The organism is Thiohalomonas denitrificans, from assembly GCF_016841685.1.
Classification (GTDB): domain Bacteria; phylum Pseudomonadota; class Gammaproteobacteria; order Thiohalomonadales; family Thiohalomonadaceae; genus Thiohalomonas; species Thiohalomonas denitrificans_A.
Genome location: NZ_JAENYR010000038.1, coordinates 9,964 through 33,559 on the forward strand (window position 1 = coordinate 9,964; position 23,596 = coordinate 33,559).

The following is a 23,596-nucleotide window of genomic DNA, read 5'->3' on the forward strand; positions in this document are numbered from 1 at the left end:
GGAGAGCGCAGGTTCAGCCTGCCTCCAAAACCGAACGAAGGGTCCCTTCTCCCTCCGGGAGAAGGACAGGATGAGGGAGATCAAGAAGCGAATTTTAACATCCCTTCCCTGGGCCCTCGACGGCCAGTTCCCGACGCTACCATCGGAGGGGAGGGAATGGCACCCGAAACGGGAGAGCGCAGGTTCAGCCTGCCTCCAAAACCGAACGAAGGGTCCCTTCTCCCTCAGGGAGACGACTGCAGGACGCAGGAGGTAGGACAATGCAGGGAGCAATTGTCGAAGGACAGGATGAGGGGGGATCAAGAAGGACATGACAAAAACAGAATTCGCCCGGCAGCTTCGCCGGAACATGACCGATGCCGAACGCCGATTATGGCGACATCTTCGCCTTCGACAATTAGCCGGCTGTAAATTCCGCCGCCAGTGTCCCATCGGACGCTACATCGTCGATTTTGTCTGCTTCGAACAGACGCTGGTTATTGAACTCGATGGAGGGCAGCACGCGGAACAAACTGCCCAGGATGCACGACGGGATGCTTGGCTAAAGATGCAGGGCTATCAGGTACTACGTTTCTGGAATAACGAAGTGCTGCAGGAAACCGAGGTGGTTCTGGAGGTAATTCTTGGTTTTATTCGCCGGGACTGAATTTGACACCCCTGGCCCTCGACGGCAAGTTCCCCGCCGTCTACCACCTATATCCCTGTAAGCGTCCCCCACAGGGGAGGGAATGGCACCCGAAAGGGAGAGCGCAGGTTCAGCCTGCCTCCAAAACTGAACGAAGGGTCCCTTCTCTCCCTCAGGGAGAAGAACAGGATGAGGAAGAGTCCAATTACTGATTCACCTAAACACAGGTCTTAAAGCTATCACCCACCAATGCTCTGGCTAAGTATTTATCTATCCAACTTTGCGCTGGAGGTCTTCGGAGAAACGGAGACTCCGTTTGCCGTGCGTACCGGGCCGGATAACCGGCCGGTGGTGCATGTCTGCAATGGCGCCGCGGAGGAGCACGGCATCCATCCCGGCCAGCCCCTGGAGGCGGCCTTTGCCCTGTGCCATACCCTGCTGACCCGCGAGCGGGACAGGGCGGCGGAGCATCAGGCGCTGAACGCCCTCGCGCTATGGAGCCAGCAATTCACGCCGCTGGTACACATCCGCCCCCATGAAGGATTGATGCTGGAGGTGGCCGGCAGCCGGAAGCTGTTCGGCGGCCTCGCTGCCTTGCGGGATGGTGTGGCCGAGGGACTACAGGAGATGGGCTATCGGGCCCATCTCACCGTCGCCCCGACCCCACTGGGAGGCTGGCTGCTGGCGAAAAATGGCGTCGAGCTGTTGATTGAGGAGCGGGATCGGTTGCGGGACATCCTGCAACGCCTGCCGCTGAGCGGCCTGGAGGTGAAGCCCGAAACCATTGCCGCCCTGCGCGGAATGGGGCTGCGGCGGGTCGGTGATGTACTGCGCCAGCCCCGCGGCGCCCTGGCACGGCGTGTCGGCCCCGACTTTTACGATTACCTGGATCGCGCCATAGGGCTGCGTGCCGATCCGCGCCGGCCGTTCGAGCCCCCTTCCCACTTCGATGGCCGTCTGCCGCTGCCAGCGGAAGTGGACAACACCGACGCCCTGCTGTTTGCCGCCCGCCGACTGGTGCTGGAACTGGTAGGGCTGCTGCGCGCCAAGGGAGCCGGTGTGCAGGACATGCGCCTTACCCTGGAACACCGGGGGCGCCCGGAGAGCGAACTCCCAATCGGCCTGCGGCGTCCGTCGCGGGATGCGGATCACCTTCTTACACTGATCCGCGAGCGCCTGGAGCGCTTCGAACTGCCCGCCTCCACCGATGCCATCGGCCTGCACGCCGACCGGTTTCCGGAACGGGAAAGCGAACACGACGACCTCTTCAGCGGAGAGCAGACCGGCATACCCGATGCAAGCGCATGGTTGGAGAAGCTGCGCGCCCGCCTGGGCGATAACGCCGTCGGCGGGCTGGGCCCGGCCGCTGATCACCGGCCGGAAAAAGCCTGGCGCCCCTGCCCACCCGGCCACGACGACAATACAGGGTGCATTCCTAATGCACCGCTTCCGACAACGAAACCCCTCCGCCCGCTCTGGCTCTTCCCCGAACCGAAGCCGCTCGAACAACGCAACGGTCGGCCCCGGCTGAAGGGTGAGCTACACCTGATTCGGGGGCCGGAGCGGATCGAAACCGGCTGGTGGGATGGCGATGATGCCGCCCGCGACTACTTCATCGCCGCAGACGTCCACGGCGAACACTTCTGGATCTATCGGGAGCGGCGAAGTCAGGGCTGGTTCCTGCAGGGCGTGTTTGCCTGAAGGTCCGCTCACCTGGCGAGCGGGACCCCGACATCATCGGCCATCGGCAGGCCATCGTCCCAATAGGGATGATCACCAAACCGCTGAAGCAGAAAATCCACCAGCACGCGTACCCGTCGCGGTACAAAGCGTCGCGACGGATAGACCACATAGGCATAGGCCGTCGACAGACGGTAGTCGGGGAGCAGCGGTACCAGACGCCCCTCGGCGATGACCCGGTAGGCGAGAAAGGTGGGTGAGGCCAGCACCCCCAGTCCTGCAACAGCCGCATCGAGGAGCAGATCGCCATTGTTGGCGCGCAGACGTACCGGTACGCGGACCGACTCGCCATGGCCCTGCCTGTCGGCAAACCGCCACTGCTGTGACTCGGGTACGTTCGCATATACCAGACCCTGATGATCCGCCAATTCCCGCGGGGTACGAGGGGTCCCATGGCGGGCGAGGTACTCGGGACTGGCGCACAGCACCATCCGTACCGGCGCCAGGGCGCGGGCAATCAGCGTCGAATCGGCCAGATAGCCGATACGCACGGCCAGATCGAAGCCCTCGTCGACCAGGCTGATCGAGCGATCATTGAGGTCAACATCGGGCACCACCCCGGGGTGTTCGGCACAAAAGGCGGTCAAGGCCGGGTTGAGGTGCAGCAAACCGAAGGAGAGCGGCGCCGCAAGACGAATCCGGCCCCGCAAGGTCTGCTGACCCTCGGTCACCGACTGAGTGGCCTCTTCCCACTCGGCCAGCAAAAGAGTGGCGCGGCGATGAAAGTCGCGACCGGCTTCGGTCATCGAAAGACGCCGTGTGGTACGCCGCAGCAGTTGCACGCCGAGGTGCGACTCCAGATCGGTCACACGGCGGCTGACCGCGGATTTGGCGATCCCCAGGCGCTCGGCGGCGGCACTGAAGCTGCCGGCATCCACTACTGCAGTAAAGGCCTCAAGGGCATCCAGTCGATCCATTGTTCTGAATTTCGCAACACAGTTTTCGGGATTGACGTCTTTTTAGCATAAACTGGAACGATACAATAAACACAGTTTCGATCGGGGGATTCCCGGGACGCTCCAGTACGAAGAGTGCAAGCAACCTATGCAATGGCGAAACGATACAACCCGCTACGGTCTGGCCGCCGTACTGATGCACTGGCTGGTGGCGCTGACGGTATTCGGCCTCTTCGGCCTCGGTCTGTGGATGACCGGACTCACCTATTATGATCAGTGGTATCGCCTCGGCCCCTGGTGGCACAAGAGTATCGGCGTATCGCTGTTCCTGCTGGTGCTGGTGCGCCTGGGGTGGCGTGCCCTCAATCCGCAGCCGGTTCCATTGCCGACTCATGTGGGCTGGGAGCGCCGCCTGTCCAAAGCCACCCATGAGTTGCTGTACCTGCTACTGTTCGCCATCATGATCAGCGGCTATCTGATCTCGACCGCCGACGGGCGGGCACTGGAGGTCTTCGGCTGGTTCGCCCTTCCGGCCACCCTCCACGGAATCGAACATCAGGAAGACATCGCCGGGACCATCCACCTGACCCTCGCCATCACCCTGATGGCACTGGCGTCCCTACATGCCCTGGCGGCCCTGAAACACCACTTCCTGGACCGCGACCGCACGCTGCTGCGGATGCTGGGGCGCTAACCGGATCAGACAAACGTTCAAACCAAGGAGAGAAGAACCATGCTGTTCGAACCCATTCGTATCGGGGCACTGAAACTGCCCAATCGCATTATCATGGCGCCGATGACCCGCAACCGTGCGGACCACGACGACAATCGGCCCAATGCCCTGATGGCCGAGTACTACCGCCAGCGCGCCGGCGCCGGACTGATCGTCAGCGAGGGCACGCCGGTCTCGCCGCAGGCGCCCGGCTACCTCTGGACCCCGGGGATTTACACCGAAGGACAGGTGGAAGGCTGGCGACAGGTAACCGCTGCCGTGCGCCAGGCCGGCGGCCGCATCTTTGCCCAGCTCTGGCACTGCGGACGGGTCTCCCACCAAAGCCTGCAGCCGAACAACGAAGCGCCCCTCGCCCCGTCGGCCGGGCAGGCGGCGACCCAGCTCTTCGCCCTGGATGATAACGGCCAGCCTGCCATGCTCACGCCCTCCCCGGCCCGGGCAATGACTGAAAAGGAGATCGAGGCGACCATCGCCGATTTCCGCCAAGCGACGGAGAACGCCCTCGCTGCCGGCTTCGATGGCGTGGAGATCCACGGTGCCAACGGCTACCTGATCGATCAGTTTCTCAACAGCACGGTCAACCAGCGCGAGGATCGCTGGGGCGGCTCCCTGGAGAATCGGGCCCGATTCGCGCTTGCGGTGGTCGAGGCCGCCGTCGAGGTCGCCGGCCCTGATCGGGTCGGCCTGCGGCTCTCGCCCCACGGCACCTTTAACGACATGGGGGAGGACCCGGACGCGGACCGCGTGACCCTGCATCTCGCCGACGCCGCAAAGCGCCTCGGCATCGCCTACCTGCACTTCGTCGACCCGGTGTTCAGTGGTTATGCGGCGGGCGAGTCCCTCCTCAAGCAGGCCCGCGAGCGATTCGGCGGACCGGTCATCGCCTGTGGAGAGATGGACAAGGTCAAGGCCGAACGCTATCTGGAGGATGGCCTGGCCGACCTCATCGGCTTCGGCCGCGCCTACATCGCCAATCCCGATCTGCCGGAGCGCGTCGCCCGTGACGCGCCGCTGAACGAGCCGGACCCGGCCAGTTTCTACGGCGGAGACGCCGGAGGCTACACCGATTATCCCAGCCTGACCTGATGGCTGACCTGCAACCCAAGGGAGTACCTACCATGCGCAAGCTATTGTTGTCCGCCGCCCTGCTCGGCCTCGCCGGCGCCGCGCCGGTCCAGGCCGCCGATTATGTCATCGACACCAGGGGCGCCCACGCCTACATCCACTTCAAGGTTCAGCACCTGGGCTACAGCTGGCTGGGGGGACGTTTCAACGACTTCGGCGGTGAGTTCAGTTACGACGAGAGCAATCCATCGGCGGCCTCCATCGTCGTCAACATCGACCCGGCCAGTATCGACTCCAACCATGCCGAACGCGACAAGCACCTGCGTGGAGATGACTTCCTGAACGTGAAGAAATATCCGGAGGCGAAGTTCGTCAGCACTTCCTTTGAGCAGAACGGCGACGACAAGGCGACACTCACCGGCGACTTCACCCTGCACGGCGTCACCAAACCATTGACTATCGATGTCGAGCACATCGGTGCCGGTCCCGACCCTTGGGGCGGAAACCGTCGCGGTTTCCACGGTATTACCGAATTCAAGCTGGCCGACCACGGCATCGACTACGACCTGGGACCTGCCTCACAGACGGTCTACCTGGAACTCTCCGTCGAAGGCGTACGCCGATGATTTCATAGCGAACGAGCGGACCGGCCCACCCGGTCCGCTCAACGCCGACACGCCCTTGCCGACAGATCTCCCACCGGATCATCTGCTGTACGTGAACGACCCCGTCGTGCTGAGGTCAATGGTCCGGAGCAAGAGGGCCCCCTTTATCAGGTGGGTTGCTTACTGAATTGCACTGCTTCAGCACCTCTATTCTTTGGGCGTATCACAACGGTATTTGCAAGTTTGTCATGCCAGCCTTGCTTCTTTTTGTCCCACCCTACCCAAAAGAGGCCCAATCCGAGAACCAGCGTCGCGGGTATATAACCAAGATAGCGAATCACCCATTGCTTTAAATTGGGAGCATCCCCTGTTTTTTCATCGACAATAATGGCCTTGAATACCATCTTTCCGGGCGTTGCTTGTCGATATACCCAAAATGCAACGACTGCTACCGCAGGAAAAATCCAACTCACCATGAAATCCCAGAATCCGGCAACGAGCTCCTCGCCTCCCCAGTAAATTGTCCCGTATATCGCCGTTAACATGGGGGCGATTATCAGCATGAGAAGAACCGTATCGATGAGCGAAGCGCCCACGCGTAGCCAGAAGCCGGAATACTCATACGATTCGCCAAAGGGTTCAACCGCCTCTGATTCTTGAGTCATTTTCATCTCCTTTTTCATTGATTGATTCACACTGCACGGCGGCTAATCGCGCGCCCCGCAAGTCCTTCTGTTACTGAACGCTTTTTTTTCGGCTCTTGAAAAAGGTTACGGCACGGGAGTTGATGAGATAAGGGATGGAAACGATGCCATTGATACCCGTGTGCTGCGACGCAGGTAATACAGCGGTACGTAGCCCGATGGATGCCGACCGGGTAGGGGATACTGTGTCAGGCTTGGAAACCGCTTCCATGGCGATGTCGTTTTTTTCTTATTCCGACGCTTCTGTTCCAGTGGCGTCGATTGTGTCGCAAGATGAGATTATCGGTTAGGCGGGAAAATGGCAAGATGGAGGGGCTGGGTTCGTTTGGGACACTTTTAGCTCGAATATCAGAGGGGGAATTGCCTCCTGTGCCATAGGGAAAAGGATTTCGTGTTTGCGGAGGTCATGGAAAAAGTCGGACCGTCCCGGGCTCTCCCAAGGCGCCGTCGATATCTATCGCCACCGGCAAGAAACTGCGGATCACGTCCGCCTGGGTCAACAGATGAAGGGTCACCTCACTGGTGCGAAATACCGAGGGCTGTCCGGCGAAGGCCAGGGGCAGAAGCAGTTGGTCGGCCTGCCAGCGATCCACAGCCCCATCAACGGCCAGGAATCCGAACAGTTCGTCCACCGCCTCGTCGGCCACCCGCTCCGCGCGTTTCCCCCGCGCCCCCAGAGCGAAGAAACAGGCCTGGCTATGCTCGAAACAGGCCAGCAACACCAGTACCGTACCGGGAGAACGGGCGGGCAAAATCTCCAGTGAGATCTCCACCGGGCAGTCAAGCTCACCCAACGGTCGAAGCGCCCGCCCCCGCTGTCGCTGTGCGATCTCCTCGGGCAGATTGGCCACTGCGGAGAGCCCGCGTACTTCCAGAAGCTTTCCCCGGTGACGCAGGTCCAGCGCGTTTACACGGGCGTGACCGGGAATCATGGCACGGATCTCGCCGCCGCCCCGGGGATAGAATCCAGCCATTGTCATGCGGAGATCGAAGCCGATGTCCAGGCGCGAAAGCATGACCCGCCAATGCCAATCCAAATAGTGAAAACAGGGACTCAGGGGCACATGGGTACCGCCGGTAATGCCAACCGTTGAGCTGTCGGGAGCGAATGCCAGCGGCAGCAGCACCGTCTGCAGCACCAGGGATGTGGCGCCGGCCGTGCCGATGTCGAAGTGATAGTCGCCCGGCACCACGGGCCCGGGCACGAAATCCAGATCCTGTGAACCGACCCGATCCCCATCCACCTGCGCCCGGCTGATCCGGGCCGCGGCATGCACGGCCATGCAATGCTGAAAGCCGAGCCCGGGCCGATCCCGGCGGGCACGAATGCGGGTCAGCCGGACCGGCTGGCCCGTCAGCAGGGCAAGCGCCAGTGAACTGCGAAGCACCTGGCCGCCACCCTCGCCCATGGTGCCGTCGATGTGGATCATTTCCCCCATCACCTGTTCCTCTGGCCGGAGGCACGCCCTGGATGCCTGAGACCAACGCGTGGATCGGGGTTCAGGGCGACAGCGCGGTTGAAAGAGTTCGGGTACGCGCCCGCGTGTGCACCGCCCGAAGAGGCCGGACTCTCCCCGGCGGATAACTCACCGAGACGATGTCCCGTCAGGAAACGGCGGTTTCCGATAGAGGGCGAGCCGCTCCGAGACGATCTGGAAATCCGGCCCACCCTCCGGAAGCCTTTCATGCACGCCCAGCAGAAGCACACCGCCCGCAAGCATGCGATCGTGGATCGCTTCCGCCACATGGAGTTGCAGAGGTTCTTCGAAATAAGTGAAGGCCAGGTTGCGGCAACAAATCAAGTCGAAGTCACTCTCGCCTAGAGGGCTGCGCAGATCATGGAGTTCGAAGCGGACCGGGGTTTTGAACTCGGCTCTGAGACAGTAACGCCCCTCACGTACCTGGAATGCCTCGGCCAGCCAGTTGGATGGCAGATTGCGCACGGCACTCCAGGCGTAACAGGCCTCGGCACCCCGCGACAGGAGGCCGGCATCGGCGTCGGTGGCGAGGATATCCATCGTCAGGTCCGGAAAGCACTCGGCCAGTTCCAATCGCCAGCCCACGGCCAGGGTATAGGGTTCTTCCCCCGAGGCGCAGCCGGCACACCAAATCCGCAGCTCCCGGGCATGGCGGGCCCGGGCCGCTTGCCCAAGGTCCGGCAGCACCTCACGCATGAGTGTCCGGAAGACCTGCCTGTCACGATAGAACCGGGTGATCGTGATTCGGCACAGGGTGTCCAGAATGGTCCACTCTTCACGATGCCTTTCGAGATAGAACCGGTAAGCCTGCACGTCGGGGCAGGACAACGTCTTCATCCGCCGCTGGATGCGTTTGCATGCCTGGGCGCGCACTCGCCGGAAGCCCGGCCAGCGCATTTTTAGCTGGGGCAGGGCCCACTGCAAAAATTCGACGCAATCCGCATCCTTCACAACAAGCCCCCTCCTCCACAGCCCGGGCAACCGCATACTTTGAAGCGAGCGGTGTAAGTCCTTGACCGGCCCGAATTTGCACGATTCGGATCGAACAGCCTGTCGACGGGGCCGGACTGTGAAAAAAACGTCAGCATTCACGATGTCCCGAATTCTTCGATCCGAACCACCTCGCCCAAGTCCGTGCGCTCGGTAGGATCTTTCCCATCGGCTGCTATCTTTCCACAGAGTTCACGACGTTGCGTTATCCGCCTCACGGTGTGGGGCTGATTTTTCCCCAATCTCAAGGACGGGAGGCATATCACCATGCCGGAGCAACACTCCTTGGAGGCCAAACTGACGAATGGCCGAGCCAGCATGGCTACCCTGACACTCTTCGGCAGTCGTCATGAATGATAGAAAGCTCGATGAATTGATGCACCCACCGGACCTGACCCAACACGCCAGGGGGACCGGTCCGATTCGCACGCAGCGCCCGCTCTATGTGGACCTGCTGCCACCCTGCAACAATGCCTGTCCCGCCGGTGAGAATATTCAGGGATGGCTGGCTTTGGCCCAGGCGGGATCCTACGAGAAAGCGTGGCAGGTGCTGATGGAGGACAACCCGATGCCCTCCGTCCACGGCCGTGTCTGCTATCACCCCTGCGAGGACCACTGCAACCGGAACGAAGTGGACAGTACCGTCAACATCCACGCAGTGGAACGGTTTCTCGGCGATCTCGCGTTGCGCGAAGGCTGGCAAATTAAAAAGGTCGCACCTCCAACGGGCCGACGGGTGCTGGTGGTGGGAGCCGGACCCAGCGGCCTTTCCGCCGCCTTTCACCTGAGCCGCCTCGGGCACGCCGTTGAGATCCACGAGGCGGGACCACTGCCGGGCGGCATGATGCATTTCGGAATTCCCGCTTACCGTATGCCCCGCAAGGAGCTGGAGCAGGAGGTTGAACGCATCGAGGCCATGGGAGTCATGATGTTGCTTAACCACCGAGTGCAGGATGTATTAGCGGAGAAGGAGACCGGCGGCTTCGACGCGGTTTTCCTCGCCATCGGCTCTCATCTCGGCAAGCGCACGGAGATCCCCGCCAGAGATGCGGGCAAGATCCTCGATGCGGTCAGTTTTCTTCGTGATACCGCCACCGGCCAGCCGCCAGAACTGGGCCGACGTGTTGCGATCTACGGCGGCGGCAATACCGCAATGGATTCGGCGCGGACTGCCAAACGGCTCGGCGCCGAGGAGGCGTTGATCGTCTATCGCCGTAACCCGGAGCAGATGCCCGCCCATGCCTTTGAAGTCGAGGAGGCGATAAAAGAGGGCGTCAAGATCAACTGGCTGCGAACCATCAAGGCGATCGACCAGACCAGACTCCAGGTCGAGGTCATGACCCTGGATGAGGAGGGCCGTCCCCAACCTACCGGGGAGATCGAAACACTCGAAGCCGATTCCCTGATCCTGGCGCTGGGCCAGAAAACCGATTCGGCGTTCCTGCAGAGTGTTCCCGGTATCGAGTTCCGGCCGGATGGCACGGTAGCGGTCGGATCCGACTTCATGACCGGGTATCCGGGCCTGTTCGCCGGAGGCGATATGGTACCGAGCGAACGCACCGTGACGGCGGCGGTCGGTCATGGCAAAAAGGCTGCCCGACATATCGATGCGTACCTGCGCGGTGAACAGTACGTCAAACCACCGAAACACGACATCATCGGTTTCGACGGACTGCATCTCGGTTTCCTGACGGATGCGGAACAGCGGAAGCAGCCCTCTGTGGATCCGGAGCGCCGCGCCTACGGCTTCGAGGAGATCGCCAAGGGCTTGAGTGAAACGGAAGCCGCCTATGAATCCAGACGCTGCTTCTCCTGTGGCAACTGCTTCGAATGCGACGGTTGTTACGGTGCATGTCCCGAAGACGCCATCATCAAACTGGGCCCGGGCAAGCGCTACCGGTTCGACTTCAATCGCTGCACGGGCTGCGCCGTCTGCTTCGAGTACTGCCCCTGTCACGCCATCGAAATGATCCCGGAACCAGGAGTTGCCGATGCAACCGGAAAAGATCACCACGCTTGAGGGCAACGAGGCGGTTGCGTACACCGCCTATCGCATCAATGAAGTGTGCGCCATCTACCCCATTACGCCCTCCTCGACCATGGCGGAACTTGCCGATCAGTGGGCAGCCGAAAGCAAAACCAATATCTGGGGCAACATTCCCCTGGTCAGCGAGATGCAGAGCGAGGGCGGAGCCGCCGGGGCGCTACACGGCGCCCTGCAGACCGGTGCGTTGACCACCACCTTCACCGCATCGCAGGGTCTGCTCCTGATGATCCCGAATATGTACAAGATCGCCGGCGAGCTAACCCCCACCGTGTTTCATGTGGCGGCAAGATCCCTGGCCGCTCAGGGCCTGTCGATATTCGGCGATCACTCCGATGTCGCCGCGGTGCGCAGCACCGGCTTCGCGCAGCTCGCCTCGGCTTCGGTACAGGAGGCGCACGATACAGCGCTGATTGCCCAGGCGGCAACACTGGAATCGAGGGTTCCTTTCGTCCACTTCTTCGATGGTTTCCGTACCTCCCACGAAGTGAATAAGCTGACCTTGATCAGCGAAGAACAGATTCGCGCAATGATGGACGACAACGCCGTTCGTGCCCACCGCAGCCGGGCGCTGAATCCGGACCATCCCTTCATACGCGGCACCTCGCAGAACCCCGACGTCTATTTCCAGGGACGGGAAACGGTCAATCGTTTTTATGCCCGGTTGCCCGCCATTCTCCAGGAGAAAATGGATGCCTTCCACGAGTTGACCGGAAGGGCCTACCGCCTGTTCGAGTATTACGGGGATCCCGAAGCGGAGCGGGTGGCGGTCATCACGGGCTCGGGGGCGCACACCCTTCGCGAGACCGTCGCCGTGCTGAACCGCTCCGGAGAGAAGTGCGGCGTGATTCATGTGCGTCTCTGTCTGCCGTTCTCCGCCGAGCACTTCCTCGCTGTGCTACCGCCCACGGTCAAGGCCATTGCCGTTCTTGACCGCACCAAAAGCCCGGGCGCTACCGGAGAGCCGTTGTACAGCGATGTAGTAACGACCCTGGCGGAGGCTCGGGCCGAAAACAGGCTCCCCACGGAGGGTCTGCCCGATGTCATCGGCGGCCGCTACGGTTTGTCGTCCAAGGAATTCACTCCCGCCATGGCCAAGGCCGTGCTGGATGAACTCAAGAAGTCACAAAGGAAGAACCCTTTCACCGTCGGCATCCGGGACGATGTAACCCACACCAGCCTCGAGTACGACCCCGAATTCAACATTGAGTCGGACGAGGTGGTGCGCGCGGTTTTCCTCGGGCTCGGCGCCGACGGCACCGTCGGTGCCAACAAGAACAGCATCAAGATCATCGGTGAATCGACGCCGCTTTTCGCCCAGGGTTACTTCGTCTACGATTCGAAGAAATCCGGCTCACGCACAGTATCCCACGTGCGCTTCGGACCGAATCCGATCAATGCACCCTATCTCATCCAGTCTGCCAGCTTCATCGGCTGTCACCAGTTCAATTTCATAGAGAAGATCGATGTACTGGAGCGCGCGCAGCCCGGTGCCACTCTGCTGCTCAACAGTCCCTACGGACCCGACGAGGTCTGGGACCGGTTGCCGCATCGCACCCAACAGCAGATGATCGACAAAGACATTTCGTTCTACGTCATCGACGCGTCGGGGGTGGCCCGCGAGACGGGGATGGGCAGTCGCACCAACACGATTATGCAAACCTGCTTTTTCGCCATCTCCGGTGTATTGTCGCAGGACGAAGCGATCGCGCGGATAAAGGACACTATCCGAAAGACCTACGGCAAGAAAGGCGAAGAGATTGTCGAGAAGAATTTCCTGGCGGTGGACCGCACACTTGAACAGCTCTATCGCGTGACGGTTCCCGACCACCCCTCCAGCGCTATCGAGATGCCACCCGTGGTACCGCCACAAGCGCCGGAATTCGTGCAGAAGGTAACCGCAATGATGATGGCCGGAAAAGGGGATCGGTTGCCGGTTTCCATGCTGCCCATCGACGGCACCTACCCCTCCGGTACCACCCGCTGGGAGAAACGCAACATCACCGACTCCGTCCCCGTTTGGGAGCCCGGGATCTGTATTCAGTGCGGGAATTGCAGTTTCGTCTGCCCGCATAGCGTCATCCGCGCCAAGTTCTACAACGAGGACCAGCTCGACGAGGGACCCGACGGTTTTCCATCGGCTCCGATCAATGCCCGTGGATTTCCCGAGACGCGATTCACATTGCAAATCTACGTCGAGGATTGCACCGGCTGCGGTATCTGCGTGGAGTCATGCCCCGCCAAGAGCCTGCAGCAAAGCGGGGTCAAAGCGATCAATATGGGGCCCAAGGCGCCCATCCTCGAACGGGAACGGCGGAACATCCAGTTCTTTGAACGCATACCGGTCAACGAGCGATCGCGGGTGGAATTCTCTACCGTGCGGGGAGTGCAATTTCTGGAGCCGCTGTTCGAGTTTTCCGGCGCCTGTACCGGCTGCGGAGAAACGCCCTATGTTCGTCTTCTCTCGCAGCTGTTCGGCGATCGCCTGATGGTCGCCAATGCCACCGGTTGTTCATCCATTTACGGGGGCAATCTTCCCACCACGCCTTGGACCACGAATTCAGAGGGGCGTGGGCCGGCGTGGTCGAATTCACTGTTTGAAGACAATGCCGAGTTCGGCTTCGGCTTCCGCCTGACCGCCGACAAGCACCTGGCGCTGGCAACCCAGCTGGCGCGGGAGTTCAAAGAGGAAATCCGATCCGGACTGATCGATGAAATCCTCGCCGCCGAGCAGCGTACCGAGTTGCAGATCCGCCAACAGCGCATGCGGGTGGCGGAATTGAGAACGGCGCTGGAACCCATCGACAGCGAAAAAGCCCGCAATCTGCTCTCGGTAATCGATCACCTGGTGCGGCGGAGCATCTGGATCGTGGGAGGCGACGGCTGGGGTTACGATATCGGATCAAGCGGTCTCGACCATGTACTGGCCAGCGGGAGAGACGTCAACGTGCTGCTGCTGGACACCGAGGTCTATTCCAACACTGGCGGTCAGATGTCCAAGGCGACCCCGTTGGGAGCGGTGGCCAAATTCGCCGCATCGGGAAAGACCGTTGCGAAAAAGGGCCTGGCGTTGCAGATGATCTCCTATGGCAACGTCTATGTGGCCCGGATTGCAATGGGTGCCAATCCCCAGCAAACACTGCTGGCCCTGAGAGAGGCGGAAGCGTATCCCGGACCGTCGCTGGTGCTTGCTTACAGTCACTGCATTGCACACGGCTTCAACCTGCGAGACGGCATGAAGCAGCAGGAACTGGCCGTGGCCAGCGGCTACTGGCCACTGATGCGTTACAACCCCGCCCTGCGCCAGTCGGATCATAATCCGCTGGTGCTCGATTCGCCGCGTCCCCGCATTCCTTTCAAGGATTATGCGTTCAACGAACTGCGTTACAGCATGCTGGCCCGGACCCATCCCGCCGAGAGCGAGCACCTGATGACGCTGGCCCAGGAGGCGGTGAATCAGAAATGGGAAACCTACGAAGAGATGGCCAGCCGCAGCGGCAGCCGCTTCATTCCGGACGCCAGCGTCAACCGATAACTCAATGGGAGAAGGGCCATGGACCTCAGCACGACCTACATGGGACTCCAGCTAAAGCACCCCGTCGTCGCCTCGGCATCGCCGCTGTCGGCAACACTCGACGGATTCAGACAGATGGAGGACGGGGGGGTGGCGGCGGTGGTCATGTTCTCGATATTCGAAGAACAGGTTAGGGAGGAGAATGAAGCCTTTTCCCGGCTAATGGAAGCGGGCAGCGAAAGCTATCCCGAATCCTTGAACTATTTCCCCGAAGTAAGCACCTATGAGGTCGGCCCCGATCGGTACCTGGAGCTTATCCGGCGTGCGACCGAGCAGGTCGACGTCCCGGTGATCGCGAGTATGAACTGCGCCACCACCGAGGGCTGGATCGAGTACGCCAAACAGATGGAACAGGCCGGGGCCCACGGGCTGGAGCTGAATATCTATCGAGTCGAAGCCGATTTCGGCATCGGCAGCCTGGAGGTCGAGCAGCACTACCTGGACATTCTGGCCATGGTCAAATCGGCCGTGAGCATTCCGGTCGCGCTCAAACTAAGCCCCTTTTTCAGCGCCACGGGTAACCTGGCTCTGCGTCTGGATCAAGCGGGCGCCGACGCCCTGGTGCTTTTCAACCGGTTCTACCAGCCGGATATCGACATCACCGATCTTGAGGTTGCGTCAATACTGGATCTCAGTACCGCCAGCGAGATACGACTGCCTCTGCTCTGGACCGCTTTGCTGTGTGGCAAGGTCAACGCCTCGCTGGGAACCACGACCGGCGTGGAGGGGGCGAATGAAGTGATTAAATATCTGTTGGCGGGTGCCGATGTCGTAATGAGCACGTCGGCCCTGCTACGCCATGGCCCCGCCTACGCCACAACCATGGTCGATGGACTCAAGGAGTGGATGGAGGCCCGGGAGTTCTCCTCCGTCGCTCAGCTCCGAGGAAACATGAGCCACGGAAAAGTAGCGAACCCCAGCGCCTTCGAGCGGGCCAACTATATTAAAATACTGCAGAGCTTCAGAGGCGAAGTGCTCTCGGCGTGGAGGTGAAAAGGAAAAAATCCGCTTGAGCCGCGCGCCGTCGCAGCTCGGGTGCAGCCCCTTTCTATATCCGGGCGCGCCTTTTGCCGAACATCCCCGAAATCAACACCGTAACTGCTCGCCCGGGTGATCGCGCACGGCCCGGGAAATCCGTCATTCCCTGTCACCCCCGCTGGGGAGTGATGAACACCATTTCGGAACAGCTATTTAGTCGCCTCCCAAGGCCCAGTCGGCGGCCTCGTGACAGAGCGGGATATCCGGCTGTCGACGTCGCTCTCCCAGTTGTCTGCGTGCGGCGTGCAGGGCCGGTCGCAAACCCTCCTCCACCGTCGGATGATAGAACGGCATCTGCAGGAGTTTATCGACCGTACTGCGCTGCTGGATGGCCCAGGCGAGCAGATGGCCGAGATGCTCGGCGTTCGGCGCGGCCATTTCGGCACCAACGATACAGCCCTCTTCGCTATCCACGTACAACTGCAGGATTCCCTGGTTGCGAGCGGTCATGAGCGCCCGCGGCTGCTGCCCGAAATCCGCGGTCGCTACGATGTGCCGCTGCAAATCCAGCTCGGCGTAGCGAAGGCCGGCGCTCGCCACGTTCGGTTCGGTGAACACGATTTCCAAAGGGGTTCGCCTGCCGATCAGTTCCTTGTGCCCCGTCAACGCGTGGTAGGCCGCTATCCGGCCTTCGTCTGCAGCCTCGTGCATGAGCGGGCGCATGCCGCTGACATCACCGGCAATGTAGATCGGCAGGTTACCGATCTGTAGCGAGCAGGGGTCATACTCAGGCACGCCACGCTCGTCCAGAGTGACGCCGATCGCCTCAAGACCCAGGCCTTCGAGGTTTGGCCGTCGGCCGATGGCAGCCAGAACCCAGTCCACATCGACCACGTCGCCGCCAGCCAGTACCCGTATTGCACCATTGGTTGTCTCCTTGAGGTCCACCTCGCCGATGAGGATGTTCATCTCCTTGCCTAGCGCGTCGAGCATGGCCTGGTTGACGGCCGGATCGGTGATGGCAGCGACTTGCTTCGTCTTGTCAAACCCGTAAATCGTCAGCCCCAGCTGCGCGAACGCCTGCGCCAGCTCGGCACCGATCGGGCCGAGACCGACCACCGCGCCTCTGCCACCAAGCGTCTTCTTTTCGAAAATGTTATCGGACGTTAGAACCCGGTTGCCGAAGGCCTGCCACTTGGCAGGCAGGATCGGCCGCGTGCCCGTGGCGATGATCGTCTTTTCGGTTCGTATACGCTCGCCGTTGACCTCCAGGGTAGTAGGTTCAAGGAACCGCGGGCGACCCCGGATGCTGCGTTTCCCCAGCGATTCTGCAAGCTTGATGGGGCCTGCCGTGAAGCGGTCGCGCAGACTGCGCACATGCTTCATCACGGCGGATATGTCGACCTGCATCTGATCTATGCTTTCTACCCCGGCGCCTGACAGAAATTCACAAGACGCGTAGGTATGTGCCACTTCCAGCAATGCTTTCGAAGGCATGCATCCAACCCGCGCACAGGTCGTACCGTACGGGCCGTCGTTGATCAGGACCACATCGTCGGTCTTCCGCCGTGCTTCACTTAGTGCAGTCAGACCGGCAGTTCCGGCACCGATGATTACCAGCTTCACCGAACGGCTCATCGCCCCCTCCTCTTCTTTGCGAGCCGTACCCGCCGCTGCACGGCCCCGAATCGATGACGAACACTTAGCCGTCATTGCGAGCACTACCCCCGGCTGCGCCAGTCCGAATCAATGACGAACTTCCCTCTTGTCATAGCGAGGAGCCTCAGCGACGAAGCTATCTCGAAGTGCCAAGTACCAGACTGCCGTGTCGCCCAGGCTCCGCGCAATGACAACGGCGGGGAAGTTCATCAGGAGGAGCCACAGTGACGCGGCAATCTCGGATTGCGAGCAGGAGATTACTTCGTCGCTCAGGCTCCTCGTAATGACAGCGGAGGACAAGTTCATCAGGAGTTCACACGCTCAATCCGAACGAGTCATCCTGCCCACCCCCAACGGCTCCAGTCTAAGACTAGCAAGCGGTGGCTACCGCGGCTTCAGACGGCAGTTATCTTGTCAGACCTCTATCTCGCCTCTGGAATGTGACCACGTCGTCGAAAGTCAACTTCCGGCCCTGCTATTCCGTATGGTTTGTGGTGACTGGCCACGCCATAGGCTATGTATTGAAGGGGTTAGTCTTCGGTTTCAATCAGGGAAGATAGTGATGGATATGTTCGGCAAGCCTGGGGAGTATGCCTGCCCCAAATGGCAGGATGATCTCGCAGGCGACCTCCGTTTCGTCTCCTGCAGCACACAGAAACATAGAGAACAGGACTGGAAACAGCTCAACTCATCTCTTGCACCACCGACCGAGCGGTACGCCTGGAATATCAGTGCCACCGAAGTATTCGGAAAAAACGTGCACTGTTTTGCCGTTACCGACGGAAACCACCATGTTGATGCGTTGGCACTGCTGAACCGTGCCGGCGTCCTGCAGCCCCTGTCACAACCCGGCGTCGAAGAACTGCAGGAGCCGACGGACCTGCTGTATCGGAATCCTGCTGCACTGGAAGTGCTCACCCAGGAACTCGCCCGGCACCGTTTCTCTATCTGTTTCTATCGGCTACCCGCAGACTCAGCGACACTCCCGGCGCTCCGCCGTGCCTACAAAGGGCGCGGGTTGATACGAGTGTCGCCCCAGGGTAGCTGTCCCTATATTCCTCTCTCCCGTGAATGGATCGATCCCGAACCCCGGCTCAGCCGCAGACTTCGAAGCGATCTGCGCCGGGCGCGCAAGAAAGCAGATACGCGCGGCGGCACCTCCTTCGTACTGCATCGACCCGACAAAACATCCTTTACCCCTCTGTTTCACCAGGCGTTGAAGGTCGAGGATGCAAGCTGGAAAGGCAAGACGGGATCGTCATTACAACGCGATCCCCAACGTCGCCGATTCTTCGAGAGCTACTGCCTGCGTGCGGCAGAACGAGGTGAACTCCGAATTGCCTTCCTGTATATCGGCAAGGAGATCGCGGCCATGCAAATCGCCGCGGAAACGGGCAAGGGTTACTGGCTCTACAAGATCGGATATGACAGTCGATTCCGCGCCTGCTCGCCAGGGATGCTGCTGGTGCTGGAGACCCTGCGGGAGGCCGCCAGAACCGGCCTCCAGTCCTACCAGTTCCTGGGCTACAGCAGCGCCTGGACCCGCCGCTGGACAGAGCTGGAGCGTCCGATGGTCAGAGTCCGGACGTATGCCCTGGATGGGTACGGGATCGGAATGCTGATCAAAGATGCCATCCGTGCCCTGCTCCAAAGAATGAAAAGGCGGGAGTCGTGAGATCCAGGCAAAGCCGATTGATGGTCCGGCGATCGGGGTGCGAATTTCGGGGACCGCATCCGCCTATCGTCGTCAGCTTCCTTTAATTGACGAGCTTCGGGAAAGGACACGAGCCCAGCCTGGCCAGGCTCGCTTGTCCAGTCTCAGGCAGCAGAGCGCGTGGGAGCGGTCCGTACGTGTGTGCTGTACAGCGTTAGCCCCGTAAACGCCAACCCACCGACCAGGTTACCCAAAACGGTGGGAATCTCGTTCCAGAGGAAGTAGTCCCCCACGGAAAACCCGCCGCCCATGATGATCGCAGACGGAAACAGAAACATGTTCACAACCGAGTGTTCAAACCCCATAAAGAAAAAGAGCATTATCGGCATCCACATTGCAATGACTTTGCCACTGACAGTCGTCGAGATCATTGCGCCCACCACACCCAGAGATACCATCCAGTTGCACAACATGCCCCGCAGGAAAATCGTCAGCCACCCAGCCATCCCGTATTGCTGGTAGCCCAGGGTCCGGCTCTCGCCGATCTTCGCGATCTTCTGACCTACCACTCCCGGATCAGTGGCGAAACCGTAGGTGAAAACCGCTGCCATCATGAACGCCACCGTTATTGCACCCGCGAAATTTCCCACGAACACGAGCCCCCAGTTCCTCAAAATGCGGTTTACTGTCACACCGGGCCGCTTATCCAGTAACGCTAGAGGAGTCAACACGAACACCCCGGTCAGCAGGTCAAAGCCCATCAGATACAGCATGCAAAACCCGACGGGGAACAGAATCGCACCCACCAGCGGGGAACCTGTCTGGACCGCAATTGTGACTGCGAAGACAGCGGCCAGGGCGAGGATGGCACCAGCCATATACGCCCTGATCAGCGTATCCCTGGTGGACATGAAGACCTTGGATTCTCCAACATCCACCATTTTCGTGACGAATTCAGAAGGCATTAGATAAGCCATGGCAGTTCCCCTGTTCGGTTAATAGAGACTCTCATTCGGAATGGTTCAGGGTCTGTATCTACGTAGTTGCGAACAGCAGAATCCGTGCCAGAGATGTCTCACCTTTCCAACTCCTTGTTTATACGAATCAATGCAGGAAGCGCGGGGACGGAGTGGCCGAAGGGAGATGCTCTCGATCGATGCAGTAGGTGGGAATCTATATTGTTTTGGTGCGGGCTGACGCCACGACACGATTCGATGAGGTCGATCGATGGTGCCGCTGACGCTGACGACGTCACCGGTCTCGGTGGTGAGATAGCCTTCGCCAGCGAGCGGGTCGTAGCCCAGCTGGTCGACCTCGCTGCGGACGCTCTGAAGAGCCACATCGAGTGTAAACTCCTCGTCCTCGACGCCGGTCAGGTCCCCTGCAGTACGGCATCACCGACCACGGGAGGAACCACCGTAAGGCCATTACTCGGACACCCACGTCCAGCTATTGCCACGTCGAATTGCAGCATCAATTCGGCAGAAAGCACTTCACCAGTCTCAGCGTCTCCGGCTGCTCCTGGAACAACCAGACGGGCCTAAAAATGGTGGGCGATCGATAACGATCTTTCTCATCCAGCCCGTCCACAAGTGTGCATGTTTTTCAGTTTCCGTCCGATCCTGCACACGCGCGCGAACTTCCGTCAGAGGCATGGGTGAGCTAATAAACCCGGCTGGGATACTGGTTTGAAGGGGGTAGAGGAATAGTCCAAGCATTCTAGACTGACCATACGCGATTAACTCACTCAAACACAAGGATGCAACGATGGCGATAAGTCACGCTTTTTTCCGGCTTTCCGGTTCATTCGTTCTGACCCTGATGGTTGGCTTGGCTTCAACAGCTGCGGTGGCACACTGCGACACTCTGGATGGACCTGTGGCCACCGTTGCCAGAAAGGCCCTGGCCGAGAATGATGTGAAGTGGGTGCTGCCCTGGGTTCAGAAAGAGGATGAGGAAGTAGTGCGCCGTACTTTCAACCAGGCGATTGAATTCCGCGAAAAGGAACCGGAGGTTCAGCAACTCGCAGAGACTCACTTCCTGGAGACGCTCGTCCGGCTCCATCGCGAAGCCGAGGGTGCCCCGTATACAGGCTTGAAGCCTGCAGGGACTGACTTTGGGCCAGCCGTACCAGCAGCAGATAAGGCCTTGCAAACTGCGGATATCGAGCCGGTAATTGAACTTTTAGTCAAAAAGGTTGAAAAGGGAGTGCGCGCCCGCTTCACCGAGATCATGGACAAGAAGGAGGCTTACACACCGGACGACATCCGGGCCGGGCGTGAATATGTCGATGAGTACGTCACTTACATCCACTACATCGAGCAGATTCATGATGCTTCCAAACAGCCGGTTTCCGGACATTTTCCCGAATCGGAATAAATGTCCCAGCGCCGACCGGGTACACCTCGAGCGTAACCCCGAAGATCTTTTCCGGGACATTCAATCCACATAGCCTGTGTAAGAAATCCCAATTACCTGGTTTTCTTCAAACTCGATATCAACCCACTGAAGCCTTTCAAATGTGCAGTAGTACCTCCCATATTGATTGGTGCGTTCATCAGGCTCGTTCCACCTTTCAACTATACTCTCGACGCTGTCCGGAAAATTCTCGCGAAACCTTGGACTAAACGACTGAAAGGGAAGTACAGCTGTCAAAAGGACATGCTCATCTGAGTCGTCAAGATACCTAAACAGAACTTCTCCGTCTGGATATTCCAGTGTAATTTCCCTATCTTGGGCGCCGGACAGGTGTGGATTACTTACCGCATCGTACCGGACCGATTTTGTGGGCCCAAGCCGACTAATAGTTTCTTTAGGGGTGCCACCTATCGCGCCCGTTACATTCCGGCATAGCTTGCCAGGACCAACAATATCGCTAGCCCACGCTGGAGTACTAAGAACCAAAGCACACCAAAAGGCAAGATTTCGCATGAGCCTTTCCTCGCTAACGAGCCGCTAACCCGTGCCACCACCCAACTGCCCGCGAAGCGCCGCAGCTCCTTTCACCGTCCGCTGCAACAGAATCAAGTTGTCACCCCGAAGAGCGCGCCTACCCCAGCGGTCAACGCCATTGCTAAGGCGCCCCAAAAGGTGACGCGTGAGGCGGCGACAATCACCGAGGCACCGCCTGCCTTGGCGGACAGTGAACCCAACAGTGCAAGAAACAAGAGCGAACTGCCCGAGACAGCCCACATGAGCGCGGAAGCCGGAAACAGCATGACGATCAGAAGCGGAAGAAAGGCGCCCACCGAAAATGTGCCGGCGGAAGCAAGGGCGGCCTGGATGGGACGAGCCGTTAAGACCTCTGAGATACCCAGCTCATCACGGGCATGTGCACCAAGTGCATCGTGCTGCATTAGTTGCCTGGCCACGGTGGAGGCGAGTGCCGGATCTAGCCCGCGCTTGACGTAGATTGCTGCGAGCTCCGCTTGCTCCTGTTCGGGACCGGCGGCCAGTTCTTCACTCTCTCGGGTCAGATCGGCTTTCTCGGTATCGGCCTGCGAACTGACCGACACGTACTCGCCGGCAGCCATCGACATCGCTCCAGCGACGAGGCCAGCAACACCCGCGAGCAAGATGCCCTGAGAATCAACTCCCGCTGCAGCAATGCCCAAGACAAGACTGGCAGTGGAGACAATACCGTCATTCGCACCAAGAACAGCCGCACGAAGCCAGCCGATCCGTTGTGTTCTATGTCTTTCGGGATGCCTCATCGGCGTTCCTTTTAGTAAGAGGCGCCTTACGACGCCTAATGAGTCTGTAGAAAAAAAAAGGTTTTTCTACAGACTCAAGGTCAGCCTTCAGCCGCGCCGTCCAAGGTGTCGGCTGTAAGGCCTTGTTCGACTTTTCTGATTTTGAGCATCTGATTTCCCCCACGCTGGAACTCGTACGGGACATGTACCCGCTTCACTTCGTAGCTGGCGGCACGAAAGTGCTCAGTCACCGGTTCGACATGGAGAGAGGGTGTGGCGCCTAGCTGAAGCAGGGGAAATATACGCACTTCTTCGCTCACGCGGCACAATTCGGCGATGGCCTCAATGTGGAACTTGAGATCGAGATGGCCGCTATAAAGGAACAACAGGTGAGAGGACAGTGCAAGGCTGAAGCTATCGTCAGGGAAATCCAGGGTGGGAGCGGACTGCGGAAGATATCTCCCGTCGCTCCTGCCTTGTGGGAAGTCTTCAAGGAAGTCACGCATCACCGCCATCCGCATCTTGCCCAGCTCGCCAACGGAACGGATGTGATCCCAAACGAACTCATGTTCATTCTGACGTGTTTGCCGCATGACTTCATCAAACGTCTCATCGATCCGCCGACGGATCTCTTCTGCTCCAAATGCGTATATCGGATCTACCGAAACAACCGTGCCCCCACGCCTTGTCAACTCGGCATTGAAACCGGCCGGACCATCACCGCACCCAAGAATCGGCTTGGTTAGGTCATCTTCCGAGAGCGCAAACATGTCCACGTATTCTTGAAACGAACGACCCCAAGGCACAATCTGCTTTAGTTCAAATGCCACCCCACTTCTCCTGTGGTCGACAACTGTCTTCACCCACGCCCGCTTTCGAGCGCATGAGCGAACCGCAACGTTCCGGGCGTCAGGAGCAATCCACCGCTGCCAAGCAGGCGGACCAACCCGACGACACCCCATCACAACCGGCCCACCTTCTGCCCTTCGCCGGCATAGGTGACCGCTGCCGCAGAGCGACGTAAGGAGCGACGCGGCTGCGGGTCACCTGAAGTGCCTTGTTGGACGAAGCCGCTACGCGGCAGAAAAGATAAGCGCGGGGACATAAGCTCCCTCTCTGCCCAATCCCGGGCGGAATCACAGAGGAGCTTACCGTGGAA

19 protein-coding genes are annotated in these 23,596 nt (G+C 59.9%); 10 read left to right on the forward strand and 9 right to left on the reverse strand.

The genetic code is table 11. The features are described from left to right. Positions 1-310: 310 nt before the first annotated feature. Together Q7L05_RS09775 and Q7L05_RS09780 are read left to right on the forward strand one after the other, a co-directional pair. Positions 311-646, forward strand: a complete 336-nt coding sequence (locus tag Q7L05_RS09775; protein ID WP_303905497.1) for an endonuclease domain-containing protein — start codon at positions 311-313, stop codon at positions 644-646. A gap of 228 nt (positions 647-874) precedes the next feature. Then, positions 875-2,326, forward strand: coding sequence for a Y-family DNA polymerase (locus tag Q7L05_RS09780; protein ID WP_303905500.1), 1,452 nt, complete (start codon positions 875-877; stop codon positions 2,324-2,326). Between the two features lie 8 nt (positions 2,327-2,334). Here the strand turns inward: Q7L05_RS09780 and Q7L05_RS09785 are convergent, their stop codons facing one another. Next, a complete protein-coding gene (locus Q7L05_RS09785; RefSeq protein ID WP_303905502.1) occupies positions 2,335-3,282 on the reverse strand; it encodes a LysR family transcriptional regulator in 948 nt (315 codons plus the stop codon). Between the two features lie 127 nt (positions 3,283-3,409). On the opposite strand from Q7L05_RS09785, the gene Q7L05_RS09790 reads away from it, so the two are divergent. From Q7L05_RS09790 to Q7L05_RS09800, 3 genes are read left to right on the forward strand one after another with little or no spacing between them, the layout of a single operon-like run. Then, positions 3,410-3,955: a cytochrome b gene (locus Q7L05_RS09790; protein ID WP_303905505.1), complete on the forward strand. Its 546-nt coding sequence runs from the start codon at positions 3,410-3,412 to the stop codon at positions 3,953-3,955. A gap of 39 nt (positions 3,956-3,994) precedes the next feature. Further along, positions 3,995-5,080, forward strand: coding sequence for an alkene reductase (locus Q7L05_RS09795; protein WP_303905508.1), 1,086 nt, complete (start codon positions 3,995-3,997; stop codon positions 5,078-5,080). A 32-nt stretch (positions 5,081-5,112) separates the two neighbouring features. After that, a complete protein-coding gene (locus Q7L05_RS09800) occupies positions 5,113-5,685 on the forward strand; it encodes a YceI family protein (RefSeq protein WP_303905510.1) in 573 nt (190 codons plus the stop codon). A gap of 146 nt (positions 5,686-5,831) precedes the next feature. Here the strand turns inward: Q7L05_RS09800 and Q7L05_RS09805 are convergent, their stop codons facing one another. The 3 genes from Q7L05_RS09805 to Q7L05_RS09815 all read right to left on the reverse strand — a co-directional run bounded on the left by Q7L05_RS09805 (position 5,832) and on the right by Q7L05_RS09815 (position 8,797). After that, a complete protein-coding gene (locus Q7L05_RS09805; RefSeq protein WP_303905513.1) occupies positions 5,832-6,347 on the reverse strand; it encodes an RDD family protein in 516 nt (171 codons plus the stop codon). 425 nt (positions 6,348-6,772) lie between these two features. After that, positions 6,773-7,807, reverse strand: a complete 1,035-nt coding sequence (rtcA, locus tag Q7L05_RS09810; RefSeq protein WP_303905516.1) for an RNA 3'-terminal phosphate cyclase — start codon at positions 7,805-7,807, stop codon at positions 6,773-6,775. A gap of 147 nt (positions 7,808-7,954) precedes the next feature. Then, positions 7,955-8,797 carry a CheR family methyltransferase gene (locus Q7L05_RS09815; protein ID WP_303905518.1) on the reverse strand — a complete coding sequence of 281 codons (843 nt, stop codon included), beginning with the start codon at positions 8,795-8,797 and terminating at the stop codon, positions 7,955-7,957. A gap of 388 nt (positions 8,798-9,185) precedes the next feature. Here Q7L05_RS09815 and Q7L05_RS09820 point away from each other — a divergent pair, with 388 nt between their 5' ends. The 3 genes from Q7L05_RS09820 to Q7L05_RS09830 are packed head-to-tail and all read left to right on the forward strand — an operon-like array spanning position 9,186 to position 15,447. After that, positions 9,186-10,856 carry an NAD(P)-binding protein gene (locus tag Q7L05_RS09820; RefSeq protein WP_303905520.1) on the forward strand — a complete coding sequence of 557 codons (1,671 nt, stop codon included), beginning with the start codon at positions 9,186-9,188 and terminating at the stop codon, positions 10,854-10,856. Next, on the forward strand, positions 10,828-14,415 hold the full coding sequence (gene nifJ / locus Q7L05_RS09825) for a pyruvate:ferredoxin (flavodoxin) oxidoreductase (protein ID WP_303905523.1): 3,588 nt from the start codon (positions 10,828-10,830) through the stop codon (positions 14,413-14,415). Before Q7L05_RS09820 ends, nifJ begins: the two co-directional genes overlap by 29 nt. 18 nt (positions 14,416-14,433) lie before the next feature. Next, positions 14,434-15,447 carry a dihydroorotate dehydrogenase-like protein gene (locus Q7L05_RS09830; RefSeq protein ID WP_303905527.1) on the forward strand — a complete coding sequence of 338 codons (1,014 nt, stop codon included), beginning with the start codon at positions 14,434-14,436 and terminating at the stop codon, positions 15,445-15,447. 198 nt (positions 15,448-15,645) lie between these two features. Here the strand turns inward: Q7L05_RS09830 and Q7L05_RS09835 are convergent, their stop codons facing one another. Next, positions 15,646-17,070, reverse strand: coding sequence for a dihydrolipoyl dehydrogenase (locus Q7L05_RS09835; RefSeq protein WP_303905530.1), 1,425 nt, complete (start codon positions 17,068-17,070; stop codon positions 15,646-15,648). 583 nt (positions 17,071-17,653) lie between these two features. On the opposite strand from Q7L05_RS09835, the gene Q7L05_RS09840 reads away from it, so the two are divergent. Beyond that, entirely contained in the window at positions 17,654-18,766 is a 1,113-nt protein-coding gene (locus tag Q7L05_RS09840; protein WP_303905533.1) for a GNAT family N-acetyltransferase, read from the forward strand. A 143-nt stretch (positions 18,767-18,909) separates the two neighbouring features. Here Q7L05_RS09840 and Q7L05_RS09845 read toward each other — a convergent pair whose 3' ends face one another. After that, positions 18,910-19,722, reverse strand: a complete 813-nt coding sequence (locus Q7L05_RS09845) for a formate/nitrite transporter family protein (protein WP_303905535.1) — start codon at positions 19,720-19,722, stop codon at positions 18,910-18,912. Between the two features lie 901 nt (positions 19,723-20,623). Here Q7L05_RS09845 and Q7L05_RS09850 point away from each other — a divergent pair. Continuing rightward, positions 20,624-21,124 carry a DUF6448 family protein gene (locus Q7L05_RS09850; RefSeq protein ID WP_303905538.1) on the forward strand — a complete coding sequence of 167 codons (501 nt, stop codon included), beginning with the start codon at positions 20,624-20,626 and terminating at the stop codon, positions 21,122-21,124. A 644-nt stretch (positions 21,125-21,768) separates the two neighbouring features. Here Q7L05_RS09850 and Q7L05_RS09855 read toward each other — a convergent pair. From Q7L05_RS09855 to Q7L05_RS09865, 3 genes are all read right to left on the reverse strand, one after another. After that, positions 21,769-22,458, reverse strand: coding sequence for a VIT1/CCC1 transporter family protein (locus Q7L05_RS09855; protein ID WP_303905541.1), 690 nt, complete (start codon positions 22,456-22,458; stop codon positions 21,769-21,771). A gap of 80 nt (positions 22,459-22,538) precedes the next feature. Next, the gene (locus Q7L05_RS09860; protein ID WP_303905544.1) at positions 22,539-23,267 is read right to left on the reverse strand and encodes an SAM-dependent methyltransferase; all 729 of its coding nucleotides are present in this window, start codon (positions 23,265-23,267) and stop codon (positions 22,539-22,541) included. Positions 23,268-23,398: 131 nt separating this feature from the next. Next, a partial coding sequence (locus Q7L05_RS09865; protein WP_303905547.1) for a hypothetical protein occupies positions 23,399-23,596 on the reverse strand: 198 nt, incomplete at its 5' end.